The sequence below is a fragment of the Lacihabitans lacunae genome (genome assembly GCF_042649125.1).
Classification (GTDB): Bacteria; Bacteroidota; Bacteroidia; order Cytophagales; family Spirosomataceae; genus Leadbetterella; species Leadbetterella lacunae.
Genome location: NZ_JBHRYQ010000001.1, coordinates 4,715,929 through 4,730,221 on the forward strand (window position 1 = coordinate 4,715,929; position 14,293 = coordinate 4,730,221).

11 protein-coding genes are annotated in these 14,293 nt (G+C 36.7%); 4 read left to right on the forward strand and 7 right to left on the reverse strand.

Features of this window, described 5'->3' with window-relative positions; all coding sequences use genetic code 11:
• Position 1 precedes the first annotated feature (1 nt).
• Positions 2–1,024: an A/G-specific adenine glycosylase gene (mutY, locus tag ACFOOI_RS19925; protein WP_379839848.1), complete on the reverse strand. Its 1,023-nt coding sequence runs from the start codon at positions 1,022–1,024 to the stop codon at positions 2–4.
• A 190-nt stretch (positions 1,025–1,214) separates the two neighbouring features.
• Here mutY and ACFOOI_RS19930 point away from each other — a divergent pair, with 190 nt between their 5' ends.
• The 3 genes from ACFOOI_RS19930 to ACFOOI_RS19940 all read left to right on the forward strand — a co-directional run bounded on the left by ACFOOI_RS19930 (position 1,215) and on the right by ACFOOI_RS19940 (position 4,280).
• Complete coding sequence (locus tag ACFOOI_RS19930) at positions 1,215–1,499, forward strand: HU family DNA-binding protein (RefSeq protein WP_379839849.1); 285 nt, start codon at positions 1,215–1,217, stop codon at positions 1,497–1,499.
• A gap of 16 nt (positions 1,500–1,515) precedes the next feature.
• Positions 1,516–2,343: a tetratricopeptide repeat protein gene (locus ACFOOI_RS19935; protein WP_379839850.1), complete on the forward strand. Its 828-nt coding sequence runs from the start codon at positions 1,516–1,518 to the stop codon at positions 2,341–2,343.
• Between the two features lie 380 nt (positions 2,344–2,723).
• Complete coding sequence (locus ACFOOI_RS19940; protein ID WP_379839851.1) at positions 2,724–4,280, forward strand: Rne/Rng family ribonuclease; 1,557 nt, start codon at positions 2,724–2,726, stop codon at positions 4,278–4,280.
• Positions 4,281–4,291: 11 nt separating this feature from the next.
• Here the strand turns inward: ACFOOI_RS19940 and ACFOOI_RS19945 are convergent, their stop codons facing one another.
• Together ACFOOI_RS19945 and ACFOOI_RS19950 are read right to left on the reverse strand one after the other, a co-directional pair.
• Positions 4,292–4,969 carry a nitroreductase family protein gene (locus tag ACFOOI_RS19945; protein WP_379839852.1) on the reverse strand — a complete coding sequence of 226 codons (678 nt, stop codon included), beginning with the start codon at positions 4,967–4,969 and terminating at the stop codon, positions 4,292–4,294.
• The gene (locus ACFOOI_RS19950) at positions 4,966–5,901 is read right to left on the reverse strand and encodes a CPBP family intramembrane glutamic endopeptidase (protein WP_379839853.1); all 936 of its coding nucleotides are present in this window, start codon (positions 5,899–5,901) and stop codon (positions 4,966–4,968) included. The genes ACFOOI_RS19945 and ACFOOI_RS19950 overlap by 4 nt, the downstream gene beginning before the upstream one ends.
• A 248-nt stretch (positions 5,902–6,149) precedes the next feature.
• On the opposite strand from ACFOOI_RS19950, the gene dusB reads away from it, so the two are divergent.
• Positions 6,150–7,178, forward strand: coding sequence for a tRNA dihydrouridine synthase DusB (gene dusB, locus ACFOOI_RS19955; RefSeq protein ID WP_379839854.1), 1,029 nt, complete (start codon positions 6,150–6,152; stop codon positions 7,176–7,178).
• Positions 7,179–7,261: 83 nt separating this feature from the next.
• On the opposite strand, the gene secA is transcribed toward dusB, so the two are convergent.
• The 4 genes from secA to ccsA form a co-directional block, all read right to left on the reverse strand.
• Positions 7,262–10,579 carry a preprotein translocase subunit SecA gene (gene secA, locus ACFOOI_RS19960; RefSeq protein ID WP_379839855.1) on the reverse strand — a complete coding sequence of 1,106 codons (3,318 nt, stop codon included), beginning with the start codon at positions 10,577–10,579 and terminating at the stop codon, positions 7,262–7,264.
• A 259-nt stretch (positions 10,580–10,838) separates the two neighbouring features.
• Positions 10,839–11,141 carry a hypothetical protein gene (locus tag ACFOOI_RS19965; RefSeq protein ID WP_379839856.1) on the reverse strand — a complete coding sequence of 101 codons (303 nt, stop codon included), beginning with the start codon at positions 11,139–11,141 and terminating at the stop codon, positions 10,839–10,841.
• Positions 11,142–11,146: 5 nt separating this feature from the next.
• Positions 11,147–11,749 (reverse strand): DUF4230 domain-containing protein, encoded by a 603-nt coding sequence (locus tag ACFOOI_RS19970; RefSeq protein ID WP_379839857.1) that lies wholly within the window; start codon positions 11,747–11,749, stop codon positions 11,147–11,149.
• Between the two features lie 14 nt (positions 11,750–11,763).
• The gene (ccsA, locus tag ACFOOI_RS19975; RefSeq protein WP_379839858.1) at positions 11,764–14,289 is read right to left on the reverse strand and encodes a cytochrome c biogenesis protein CcsA; all 2,526 of its coding nucleotides are present in this window, start codon (positions 14,287–14,289) and stop codon (positions 11,764–11,766) included.
• Between the last annotated feature and the right edge of the window lie 4 nt (positions 14,290–14,293).

Below are 14,293 nucleotides of genomic sequence, written 5' to 3' on the forward strand. Positions count from 1 at the left end.
ACTAAAGATTTTCATCAATATAGTTAGAAATTACGATCGGCTTGGGTATTGCATACACTTGGCTATAATCGTAAAAACTAGCGTCTAAATTTCCTTTCATTTCTTCTTCGATTTTAATTTTGTAAAAAGTAATACTAAGCTTTTGATGACTTAGTATATGTTTTTTCTGAACCTTCTCTATGCTGCCAATACTTGTAAATCCTAATTCATGAATTAAGTTTTCAATACTTGCAAACTCATTTACCTTAAATTCCGGGAAATCATAAAGCTTTGACCAAATATCACCCAACGGTCGTTCTTTCATAAATACCCCTTCCTTGTTATAAAGTACCAAATAAGATATTTCTCGCTGAGTAACTTTAGTTTTACCTGCCTTAAAAGGAAAATTTGCCCACGATTTATTCTTAAAACTTGCACAGCTTTCTACAATTGGGCAGCTTAAGCAGTTTGGGTTTTTAGGCGAGCAAATTGTAGCTCCAAGTTCCATAATAGCTTGGTTAAAAAGAGCAGGACTTTTTTTGCTAATTAAGTCTTGAGCTATTTCAAAGATAGTATTTTGTGTTTTAGGCTTATCTATGGGTTCGGCTATCTCATAGAATCGAGTTAATACTCGCATTACATTTCCATCTACAACGGGCACACGCTCATCAAAAGCAAAAGAAGCAATAGCTGCGGCGGTGTATCTTCCAATACCTTTTAATTTTTGTAGGTCATTAAAATTGCTCGGAAACTCACCATTTAATTCATTTGTAATATATTTTGCCGTAAAATGTAGATTACGTGCACGTGAGTAATAGCCTAATCCTTGCCAGGTTCTCAGCACCTCGGCTTCATCTACATCGGCCATTTTTTTAATTGTTGGATACTTTTCTACAAAATTATTATAATACGGAAGCCCCTGTGCAACCCGAGTCTGTTGAAGTATTATTTCAGAAAGCCAAATAAAATATGGATTTTGGGTATTTCTCCACGGAAGCTCTCGTTTGTTTATTTGGTACCAGTTTATAATTTTATTGGCAAACATTTTTTTGTTTGATTTTTTTTGCGTAATCTAATGCCCATCTTAAGTCCTTAATTATTAATAAATTATAAAAAAAAAGGCGAAAGTTTTTGGGAGAATCTTTTCATTTCGTCTATCTTTGCAAACCTAAAACAAATACGACCTATTAGGGAAGTATTTTTCTATTTTTTTTAACAAATTAAATTTATATAAAGTGACTAAAGCAGAGGTTATCTCAATCATTGCCGACAAAACTGGAGTTGACAAGGCTGTTACTTCAATTACCGTTGAAGCGTTTTTTCAAACAGTTAAAGAGACATTATCAGGTGGCGACGCCATATATGTTAGAGGGTTTGGAAGTTTTGTAAACAAAAAAAGAGCTGAGAAAAAAGCTCGTAACATCTCTCAAAAAACTACCGTTACGGTACCGGCACATTTTATTCCAAGCTTTAAGCCATCTAAAGAGTTTGTGGAAGAAGTGAAAACCAACGTTAAATAATTTAATTCTGAACGGTTTGAAAAATAAAAATCATCTTTTATTGATATTAGGAATTTCCGCTATATTGGTGGTGTTTTTGGCTACTCGCTCAAAGATAGTAGTGAAAGATGAGGAGCAAGCCGTTCAGAAAACTTCTTCTTCCCAAGAAGAACACGATGATGAAGATTCGGAAGAGCACCAAATGGCTATTCCTTTAGAGGTTCAAAACAAAGTGGCGGCCTTTAGAAAAGAACTTAGTGGGGCGTCACCTACAAAAACTCAAGAGCTTTATTCCAACATTGCACAAGTATATGTACAAGCATCTGTATTTGACAGTGCAGGGTATTATTTTGAGAAAATCGCAGTTCAATCACCGAATAAAACAAACTGGACTAGAGTAGGAGAGGCGTATTTTCAGGCTTACAACCTGGCTCTTAGCCCACAAAAAATTGAAGCTTTTGTAGAAAAAGCAAGAAACGGGTTTAATCAAGTTTTGAAACTAGATCCAAATGATCTCAACGCAAAAACCAATTTGGGAATGACCTATGTAAAGTCAGACTCGCCTATGAAAGCTATTGGAATGTTGAGGGAAGTGTTAGATCAAAATCCGAATTATGTACCAGCTATAATGAGCCTTGGAGGTTTATCAATGCAGTCAAATCAGTTTGACAAAGCCTTGATAAGATTCCAAAATGTGCTTAGGATAGAACCCAATAATCAAAACGCAAAAATTGGAATGGCCTATAGCCTAATAGAGCTAGACAGAAAACCAGAAGCTAAAAAGATTTTTGAAGAGGTGCTTAATGGAGAAATTGATCCAGTTATGAAAGATGAGCTTACAAAAACTTTGAATAGTTTAAAGTAATTCTTATCTTTGCGGTTCGAAAAAAATTCGACCCTTTAAAACGGTTGCTTTTTATATAAAATTATTTTTTTACAAATTTCAAGTTTAATTCTTACTACTATGCCTTGCGGAAAGAAAAGAAAAAGACACAAAATGTCAACTCACAAGAGAAAAAAACGTCTTAGAAAGAATCGTCATAAGAAGAAATAAGTATTCTTTTAAAATATAGATAAAGTAAGCAGATAGTTTATTTTCTGCTTACTTTTTCTGTTTTACAAACACAATTTCTTAAATTTAATTTCGGTGTGATTCCGAATACGCTAAGTTTTGCGTTTGTGGTTTAAGACACCGAAAAACCATTATCCTAATTTTTTTATTAATCCTCTAATTCTAACTCTAATTTGAGCAACGAATTATATATTTCTGCCACGCCTCAGGGTGATCGTATAGCTTTATCTCAAAATAAAAGGCTTATAGAATATCATTTTGATGAAACCGAACATCAGTATTCGGTTGGTGATATATACTTTGGAACTGTCAAAAAGGTAGTTTCAGGATTAAATGCTGCATTTATTGATATCGGGTACGAGAAAGATGCATTCCTGCACTATCATGACCTGAGTCCAAATATCAATTCTCTAAACAAATTTACTAAAGACGTAATAGCTAAGAGACCTATAAACTTAAGATTAAAAAATTTTAATTTAGAGCCTCAAATAGACAAGCTTGGTAAAATTGGAGACGTTTTGCAAAAAAACCAACCAATTCTAGTTCAAGTAGTTAAAGAACCTATTTCGTCAAAAGGCCCAAGGCTTTCATGTGATATTTCTATTGCAGGAAGGTACATCGTGCTCGTACCATTTAGTAATTCTGTCAATATCTCTAAAAAGATAACAAGCAAGCAGGAGCGTCAAAGACTGCATAAGTTATTGACTTCTGTAAAGCCTGAAAACTTTGGAGTTATAGTAAGAACTGTAGCAGAAGGTAAAGAAGTGGCCGATCTACAAAGAGACCTTGAAAACTGCGTAGAAAAGTGGGATAACGGCATGAAGCAACTAAAAAATGCGAAGCCGCGTGAAAGAATAATCTCTGAAATGGATAGAGCAGCCTCTATTCTTAGAGATATGCTTAACGATGATTTTGATTCAATAGTTGTAGATACCAAAGAGACTTTTGATAGTCTCAGGTCTTTATTACAAAATATAGCTCCTCAGAAAGAGAAAATACTTAAGCTTCACACTGGAAAAAGTAAACTGTTTGAGCAGTATGGTATCGAAAAGCAAATTAAGTCGCTTTTTGGTCGCTCGGTAAGCTTACCTAGTGGTGGATATTTAATTATTGAACATACAGAGGCTTTACACGTAATAGACGTAAACAGTGGAAATAAGTCTACTTCTGAAATAGACCAAGAAGCCACAGCTTTAAGTGTAAACAAAGAAGCAGCGATAGAAATAGCTCGTCAGCTAAGACTGAGAGACATGGGCGGTATTGTGGTGATTGACTTCATAGATATGAAGAAAGTCGAAAACAAACGCGATGTGCACGAGGTACTAAAAGACGAAATGAAGACCGACAGGTCTAAATACACAATTTTACCAATTTCTAAATTTGGCCTTTCTCAGATTACCCGTCAGCGTGTAAGACCAGAAATGAACGTGGTAACGCGAGAAGCTTGTCCTGCATGTGGTGGCACGGGTACTATCCAAGCCAGTATTGCAGTTACTGACCATATCGAAAACCATATTGAGTATCTTTTCACCAAACAAAACGAAAAGAAAATCAGTATTATTCTTCATCCATTTATCCATGCTTATTACAAACAAGGGCTTATTTCACGTCAAATGAAGTGGTTCTTTAAGTATAAAAAGTGGGTGAATATCATCAAAGATACTTCTTTGGGTATGGTAGAATACCATTTCCTTGATCGTAACGGAGATGAAATAGAGCTTAATAACTAAGCCCTTTTTTATTAATATACCTTACAGATTTTGTCAAAATTCTTCTTTTTAATATCAGGTACCCAGCATTCATCAGCAGGATATCCGACAGGTAAAAGTAAGTATGGCTTTTCATTTACTGGTCTATCCAATATTTTCTGCAGAAAATTCATTGGACTTGGTGTATGAGTCAATGTAGCCAAACCCGCTTTGTGTATCGCAGAAATCAAAAAGCCAGCGGCTATTCCTACACTTTCTTGTACATAATAGTTGGTTTTCTTACTGCCCGATTCATCTAAATCATAAACTTGCTTAAAAAGGATGATTAGGTAAGGAGCAGTTTCTAAAAAAGGCTTTTGCCAATCTGTTCCTAAGTGCTTGAGGTCTTCGAGCCATTCCTCGCTCATCCGGTTATTATAACTCTCTAGTTCTTCTTCTTCGGCCGCTTTTCTTATTTGCTGTTTTATTTTTGGGTCTTTTACCACACAAAACATCCACGGTTGCTTGTTTGCTCCCGAAGGTGCCAAAGCTGCAGCTTTAATGATATTCTCAATAACTTCAAAAGGTACATCTCGGTCAGAATATTCTCTTACAGACCTTCTTCTGGTCATTAATTCCAAGTTTTCGGCCGAGTTTTCGATTAATTCTTTTTGATCAAATACTGTACTTTCGTAGTTTATATAAGGGTAGCCTCCGATATTTTTTTTCATATTTCTTTGCTAAGTTCAGTTTGATTTTTGAATACCCACAAAAGTCCGAAACATAACACGGTGCTTAGAATGATAAATGGCATTGGTACAGTGTCAAGTTTTTCTATTTCAGATGAGATTTTCTTTTGATGAACCAAATGCATCACTATAACAGCAAGTCCATTGTTAAACATATGGCCAAAAATGGGCACCCAGATGTTGCCTGACCAATAGTATAAATAGCCAAATAACGCACCTAAGAGAAGGCGAGGTAAAAAACCATAAAACTGAAAATGTATAGCACTAAATATAGCGGCTGCTAGCCAAATGGCTACATGAGGATTGTGGGTTATTAGTAATAGTTTTCTTTGCAATAATCCCCTAAAAATTAATTCTTCTCCTATTCCTGCTATTACGGCAATGACTACAATGGCGGCTAAAAGCTGAGCCGTTGAGCTAAATGTGGTTAGGTATTCGGTAAGCACTTTCCCATTTTCTTCAAAACCTTTCATGAGGTCTTCTAGTCCTTTTAGGGCAGCTGGAAGTTTCATGCCTTCATTTACACTTTGTAGATAGCCACTAAGTGGACTAAAACTTAGGTGAATTAATACGATTAAGCCAAATACCATTGGCACTGGTAAAGCTTTAAAGCTTAAATCTGAAAAAGTCTTTTTCTCTACCGCATACCAAAACAAAAGTCCTGGTATAATAAAAGTAAAAGCTGAAGAAACACCTTGCCCAACCATCATAGCCCACCAACCTTTCTCTGATTTCATGAGGATAGTTAGCATATTTGGCAAATCGGCTAATTTGATGTCTGCCATCACAAGCATGAGTCCCCCACCAACAATTTGAGCCAATATTAATGAACACAATAAAATAGCAGTTAATATTAAAATAGACTGAAACGGATTGGTTTCGCCTTGTTTCTTTAAATATTGAAGGAAATTCATAATCTCTTTTAAAGGTATCTTTTTTAATACAAATATGGAGGTTTTATTCCTCTTTTTTGCTTTTTTGTGACTAAAGGTTTAATAATTTGAAGCTGACTTTATTTGTCTTGCCCCAACTTGAATTTAAAAATCAGAGCTTAAATAGTTTAAATATAGAATTTTGATTAAAAAGGGAAAAGTATGATAAATAGCTATCAATGAACCATTTTTAATACAAATGCATTAATTTTGTAGTTCAAAAGAATGAAATGGTAAAAATAGGTAATATAGATTTAGGTGAGTTTCCACTTTTGTTGGCTCCTATGGAAGACGTGAGCGATCCGCCTTTCCGTCAGGTGTGTAAAGAAAATGGAGCTGACATGATGTACACAGAGTTTGTGTCATCAGAAGGTTTGATTCGTAATGCGGCCAAAAGTGTGCAGAAACTAGACATTTTTGAATACGAAAGACCTGTAGGTATTCAGCTATTCGGAAGTGATGTAGAAACTATGGCTGAATGTACACGTATAGCCACAAAAGCTCACCCAGACTTGATTGATATTAACTACGGATGTCCAGTTAAGAAAGTAGCATGTAGAGGGGCTGGAGCGGCACTTTTGCAGGATATTCCACTCATGGCTAGAATGACAGAAGCGGTAGTGAAAGCTACGCATTTGCCAGTTACGGTAAAAACAAGATTGGGCTGGGACGAAGCCACCAAAAATATTGAGGAAGTAGCTGAAAGGCTTCAAGATGTAGGTATTCAGGCATTGAGCATACATGGCCGTACGCGTGCACAACTATACAAAGGCGAAGCAGACTGGAGATTGATAGCCAAAGTAAAAGAAAACCAAAGAATAAAGATTCCGATATTTGGCAATGGAGATATCGACTCGCCAGAAAAAGCCATGGAATATAAAAATAGATTTGGAATAGATGGCATCATGATTGGCCGTGCTGCTATTGGATATCCTTGGATTTTTAATGAAATCAAACATTTTTTGGCAACAGGCGAATACCTAGATGCTCCAACTATGATTCAAAGGGTGGCAGCAGCCAAACAGCACCTTATGTTTTCAGTGCAATGGAAAGGGCCAGTTTTGGGTATTTTAGAAATGAGAAGACATTATTCCAATTATTTTAAAGGTTTGCCTCATTTTAAAGAATTCAGAATGAAGCTGGTGCAAAGCATGGAGCTAGATGAGATTTTAGAAACTATGGATATAATTCTTAAAGAATTTGACGGCGTGATTTTAGAAACCAAAGCAAAGGTGGTCGCTTATGGTGGCATAGATTGAGAGGGTAGTATTTTTTTGAAAAGCCATAAAAAAAAGTCCAGTGAACATTATTCGCTGGACTTTTTACATTTGGTGTCTTGTTATTAATCTACAATAACGGCTTCCCCACGCATCACATCATCTTCTACATGTTTGAATTTGACGTCTTTTTTAATGGTTCCGTTTTTGTATTGTACGTTTACTTTATCATTTCTGTTAGCCACTTTTTGCGATTTTGCAGGCTCTAGCATGGTAGCTGAGCTTCCGCCTTCGCCATCGTCTGTTCTGTTAGTTGATAGTTTAGGCTTGTCGTTTTTAGGCGGCGTAACCATTTGTTGGAAACGCATTTCTACAACATTGGCTTTCATTAAGAAGCTTACTGTGTTAGTGTTTACTTTGCTCAAGAAGTTTTGGAATAACTCCACTGCTTCAAATTTGTAAATCAATAATGGATCTTTCTGCTCATAAGATGCATTTTGAACCGATTGCTTTAGGTCGTCCATGTCTCTCAAGTGCTCTTTCCATTCTTGGTCAATAATATTGAGGGAGATATTTTTCTCCATTTCTAATATCACCTCTTTACCATCTGAATTTACTGCTTTTTTCAAATCGGTAAATACTGCAATGTTATGGTTTCCGTCACCTACTACGGCCATAAAAGGCTCGTCTATAACGGCTTGTCTATCTTTTAATACATTTTCAAGAGCAGGCACAATATTCTTACGGATAGCATCATTCTTTTGTTTGTAATGTTTAGCTGCTTCCTCGTATAGTTTTTGGTTCAATGGAGAGCCACCTTTCACAAATTCCGCTTGGGTAATTTCAGATTTGAAACCTAGTTTCTGCATGGTTCTCACCTCAAATTCATCATAATTTCCACTAGTAGATTTTATGATGTCTACACAAGTATCAAATATTATATTCGCGATATCTACAGCTAGTCTATCTCCAAACAATGCGTTTTTACGTCTTTTGTAAATAGTATCACGCTGAATGTTCATGACATCATCATATTCGATAAGTCGCTTACGCATACCGAAGTTGTTTTCCTCTACTTTACGTTGAGCACGTTCTATCGAGTTGGTAATCATCGAGTGCTGAATCACTTCGCCCTCTTCCATTCCCATACGGTCCATAACCTTGGCTATTCGGTCTGAACCAAACATACGCATTAGGTTATCTTCTAAACTCACAAAAAACTGAGACGAACCTGGATCTCCTTGTCTACCTGCTCTACCTCTAAGCTGACGGTCAACACGTCTTGACTCGTGCCTTTCTGTACCGATAATTGCCAAACCGCCCGATTGTTTACTTTCGGGGGTAAGTTTTATATCTGTACCTCTACCGGCCATGTTGGTAGCTATAGTCACTGTGCCAGGTTTCCCTGCTTCGGCTACTACATCTGCTTCTTTGGCGTGTTGCTTTGCGTTTAATACCTGGTGGGTAATTTTACGCATGGTTAGCATTCTGCTCAATATCTCTGAGTTTTCCACTGAAGTAGTACCCACTAAAACCGGCTGACCTTTACCCACTAGTTCAACTATTTCGTCTACTACCGCATTGTATTTCTCTCTTACAGTTTTATAAACCTTATCTTCTCTGTCGTCTCTAATAATTGGTCTGTTTGTAGGAATACTTACTACGTCTAACTTGTAGATTTTCCAGAATTCACCAGCTTCAGTTTCGGCTGTACCTGTCATACCGGCAAGTTTGTGATACATTCTGAAGTAGTTCTGAAGAGTAACAGTAGCGTAGGTTTGTGTAGAGTCTTCTACTTTTACGTTTTCTTTAGCTTCTACCGCTTGGTGAAGTCCGTCAGACCATCTACGGCCTTCCATGATACGACCCGTTTGCTCATCTACGATTTTTACTTTACCATCCATGGTTACGTAGTCTACGTCTTTTTCGAAGACAGTGTAGGCTTTCAGTAACTGGTTGACAGCGTGAATACGCTCAGCTTTGGTTGAATAGTCTCTGATAAGCTCGTCATTTTTCAATATTTTTTCTTCTCCGCTGATGTCCATTTTTTCAATATTGGCCATCTCAACGCCAAGGTCTGGCATGATAAAGAAGTTAGGATCTTGGTCGATTGACGAAAGGAACTCAAGTCCTTTGTCTGTAAGTTCTACCGAGTTGTTTTTTTCCTCAATAGTAAAATACAAAGGAGAATCTGCCTCTGGCATCATTTTTTGGTTTTCAGCCAAATAGATTCCTTCAGTTTCTAAAAGAAGCTTTTTATTCCCTAGTTCAGAAAGGTATTTGATTAAAGGTTTGCTTTTTGGTAAACCTCTGTGTGCTCTAAACAAAGCCAAACCACCATCTTTTTTATTTCCTTCAGCTATTAATTTTTTAGCCTCTATCAAAAATCCACTCACGATATTTTTTTGTACTTCTACTATCTGAGAAACTCTTGGCTTTAATGTATTGAAAAGTTCGTCGTCGCTTTTCTTGGTCATAGGTCCACTGATAATCAATGGCGTACGAGCATCATCAATTAACACGGAGTCAACCTCATCTACCATTGCATAATGTGGGGGTCTTTGAACCATTTCGGCAGGGTCGCTCACCATGTTATCTCTTAGGTAGTCAAAACCAAACTCGTTGTTTGTACCGTAAGTTATACCCGCATTGTAAGCGTCTTTTCTTGCGGCTGAGTTTGCTTGGTGCTTATCTATACAATCACATGTAATTCCGTTAAATTCAAAAATAGGGGCCATCCACTCAGAGTCACGTCTTGCTAGGTAGTCGTTAACAGTTACTATGTGAACACCTTTTCCTGCAAGGGCATTTAAGAAAGCAGGGAACGTAGCCACCAAAGTTTTACCTTCACCCGTTGCCATTTCAGAAATGCTTCCTTTGTGAAGTGCCGCACCACCGATAATCTGAACATCGTAATGTTCCATATCCCATTTGATAAGACTTCCAGCAGCTAGCCATTCGTTTTTCCAGATGGCTTTTCCGTCTACTATCGTGATGTGCGATTTTTTCATGGCTAACTCTCTGTCGAGCATATTAGCCGTAACTACAATCTCACTGTTGTTTTTAAATCTTCTTGCTGTTTCTTTTACGATTGCGAACGCCTTAGGTAAGATTTCAAGAAGCACTACTTCTAGTTCTTCGTTTCTCTTTTTCTCTAATTCATCTATTTTTTTGAAGATAAGCTCTTTAGCATCAATATTATCGCCTGCGTCATTATTGGCTTCCGTTTTAAGTCTCGCTACCTCATTATCTATGTGTGAGAGCCTCTCAGCGATATATGCTTTTAAATTGTCTGTTTGTGCTCTAAACTCATCGTGACTTAGGTCTTTCAGTTTTACGAACTCCTCGTTTGTAGCAGCTACATAGGGTGTAAGCTGTTTTATATCTTTGTCTGACTTGGTACCAAATATCTTGGTGATACCCTTGGTTAAAAAATTAAGCATGTTTATAATTAAGTTCGTAAATATCTATGTTAATCGAAATGCAAATTTACTGAATTTCAACGTTTTGATAACAACAATAGTGCTGTAAATCAAAAAAAATACAAGAATGGTCATTTTGTCAGTAAATACCCATACCGTAATGTAACAATTTTAAAAGAGTAAGAGTTTGAAAAGTAGGAGATTAGGCTTGAATTTTGCCTTTGTAAATATTAAATGAAGATATCTGACAAAACGACAATATAAGGGTCCTTGTTTTGAGTCAAGAAGGATAATAGGTGTCAAATATTCTCTTAGAAATGATATTGCTTATGCGTTTGCTAGATTCTTTTCTATTTTCGAAAAACCATTTTAGGTTTTCTGTACTCATTTTAGAGAGTACCGCTCCAATCAAAATATTCTTTAAAACGTAATCTGACTTTATTTTTTGCTCAATCAAATCTCTTATTTCAGAAACTTTCTGCGGTTTTATTTCAATGCTTTCGTCTGCTATTTGAATTATAAAGTCGTGAAGTGATTTAATAATTGGTCGCAAAACATCGTTCTGAAAATCTTCAATATCCATATATATTATTTCAGCCTATTTAGGCTTCCTTGTAGTTTGTAATGGATAACTACTTTCTTTTTGGTTATGTTTTCTAACAAAGGTTTAAAAATCAGATCGGCATTTCTTTTTGTTTGCTCCAATATATCGGAAGCTAGTGCTTCTTTCAATATCTGTGCTTCTGCTTTTCGGTAGGCTTCGTCGAGCAAAACGGCTTCATTCATAAATGCGTAGTCAGTTTTGTAAATCTTTGATTTACTATGATCTATTTTATAATTGCAGATTTCGGGTTGTGGAAGGGTTATTATAAGTGTGTCGTTCTCCATAATAATGTCTTCTTCCTTAATTTTGGTTAGGTCTATGCAGCCAATGGCTTCGCCCTGCACAATCAAAAGAGCCTTTGGGTCGGGCAAGAAATCTCTCTTTATTTCTTGCTCGACCACGTCTCTGTAGCTAAACTTTATGAGTTCGAGTTGACCCATGTTTGTTAGTTCCTTAAGCACCATATTGTGAGTGGTGATGACCTCGTCTTCGCCCCAAATCTTAAAGTTTTTTGCTTTTTCCCAAATAAAAATAGAGCCAAAAATAAGCAAAACCAATATTCCAAATCTCACAAGGTTACGTATCATAGCGAAGGTGCTTATTATTTAAGAGCGATTCTAAATCTACGTGTTGCCGCTATCAATATTCCGATAATCAATAATGCGGTCCCCATCCAAAGCATATTTATGCCTGGTTTTTCAATGGCTTTCAAAACTATATAATCTCGCTCGCCACGGCTTATTGCAAAAGTAAATTTGCCCGTAGCTGGGTCTATAGCTGTAAGCTGTGCTCTAATTCCTAACTCGTTGCTGATGACAGGTTTCGACCATATTTCTCTATTTTTAATAGCAAAAACAGGCTTCATAACCCTTTCTCCATCTCTTTCAAGAATCCTTAGCGTAGCTTGTGCAGCGGCATCGCCTTCATTTAGGGGTAAGCCATCAAGTTCATTTACTGCCGAAACTTGGTCGAGTATTGCTACATAATCATTTAAGAAAAAAGTATCTTTCAGCATAACTGTAAATGACTCAGGTGCCGACCACGTGCGGTCTTCGTCTGTGGTCACGTAGTTTACGTGCGTATATATATCTTTGTTCCAGTATTTTTTGATATCTGGAGAAGCCACATTACCCATTTTGGGGTTTATTTGGTACCTCGGATAAAAATTAAAGTCTGCCCCTTTTTTGTCAGAATAATTAACTTGGTAATACGTATTTGACGCTTCGTATTCTAAGGTATCGCCTTTTTTAGCATAAAATTTATCGCCATCCATTACGTCAGCTCGTGCTATACCTTTATAGTCGCTGTCAGGTATTGGTTGAATAAATTTCTTCTCGATATATCCTGGAATATTTCGAATGTCTACAAACTCTCCTCTATAGTTTAGTTCAAAATCTTGAATTTTAGAAGGTCTATTTAAATATAGAAGTACATTTTCTTTGTTGTCTTTGGCGGTTTTAAATATTTTTTCCTCGGCCAAATTAAGCGAAATTACTTTTTCGTAAGCAGAAGAATACATAATGCCGATTAGCATAAATGCTACCCCGATGTGCGTCAAGGCACCACCTGCTACTTTTACATTTCCTTTGATGATATCAAGTAAAATATTTAAGTTAATAACCACCGAAAACAAACTCGCAGTTAACAATATAATGTGCTGCCACTTGTTTACTCCTGTAAAAGTGATAGCCAAAGCCGAAATCAACAGCGTGATGATTAAAGGATTAGTTAACTTATTTATAGAGTTTTTGTCGATTCTTTTCCACCAAAAAAACTGTGCGATGCCACTCAATATTACAATACCCACAAATAGCCACATCTGAAAAACAGTATAATGTTTAAGTGGCTCAGTTGGCATTGCCATGTTGAGTTTGAAATTTAGTAGCTCCGCTATTTTATTGTATACCGGAATAGAAGTGGTTACCGTTACTTGAAAGGCCGCCAAACTTAAAACTGTAACTCCTAAAAACATCCAAAACTCAGCAGTGTAAGTAGAAACTTCCTTGCCGTCTTTTGGTAGGTGTTTCCATCTAAATGCTAACAAAACAATGGAAAGTATAGTGAAGAATAATAAGTAAATTAACAGTTGCCCAGAAAGACCTAAATCTGTAAAAGAGTGAACTGAGGCATTTCCTAAGATACCACTACGTGTTAAAAACGTAGAATATAAGATTAAAATAAACTGAGCGATTACCAAGATGTAGGTATACTTTAATGCAGAAGAACTCTTTTTGGCCAAAAGCATCGTGTGAAAACTACCCACGAGCACCAACCAAGGCACATAAACGGCGTTTTCAACAGGGTCCCAGTTCCAATATCCACCAAAGTTTAACGTTTCGTAGGCCCATATGGCACCCATCATAATACCCGTGCCCAATATTACGGCCGATACTAAAGTCCAAGGCAAAGCGGCTTTTATCCAGCCGGAGTAATCTTTTTTCCATAAACCTGCGATAGCAAAAGCAAATGGAATAAGCGTAGTAGCGAAACCTAAAAACAGAGTAGGAGGGTGAATCACCATCCAGTAGTTTTGTAAGAGTGGGTTAAGACCGTTTCCGTCTTTTGGTAAAAAATCAGGCTGCATTTTCCAAACTGGAAGGTTAGGCATAGATTCTCTTAAAAGTAGGAAAGGGGTACTTCCGATTTTTAATTCTCCCCAAATCACCACTCCTAATATCATAGAAGTTAAAAATACTTGTACTGCCGCAAAAACGGTCATCATTGGGCTTTCCAAGTTTTTGTTTTCGTTCTTTTTGTTTTTAAACCAAAGAATCAAAATAACGCCAAGTATTACATTCCAAAACATCCAAAGCAAAAAGCTACCTTCTTGGTCTTGCCAAAAACATGAGATGGCATAGCCAAGCGGAAGGCTCAGCGAGGTGTTGTCCCAAGCGTAATGATATTCGAAATATTTATTGAAAATAATGGTAAAAAGCGAGGCTACTATTAAAAGTATAAATGCAGTGTGAGCGTAGAAGCTCGTTTGTGCTACTTTTTTCCAAAATGCTTGGTCCTCTTTTTTATGGTCTCTCGAACTTAAGAAATATGCGTAGGTAGCTATAAGTGAAGTGATAAATGCAAATATTATCGAGTAATGACCGATTTGTCCTAAATAGGCTCTTAGCATGATG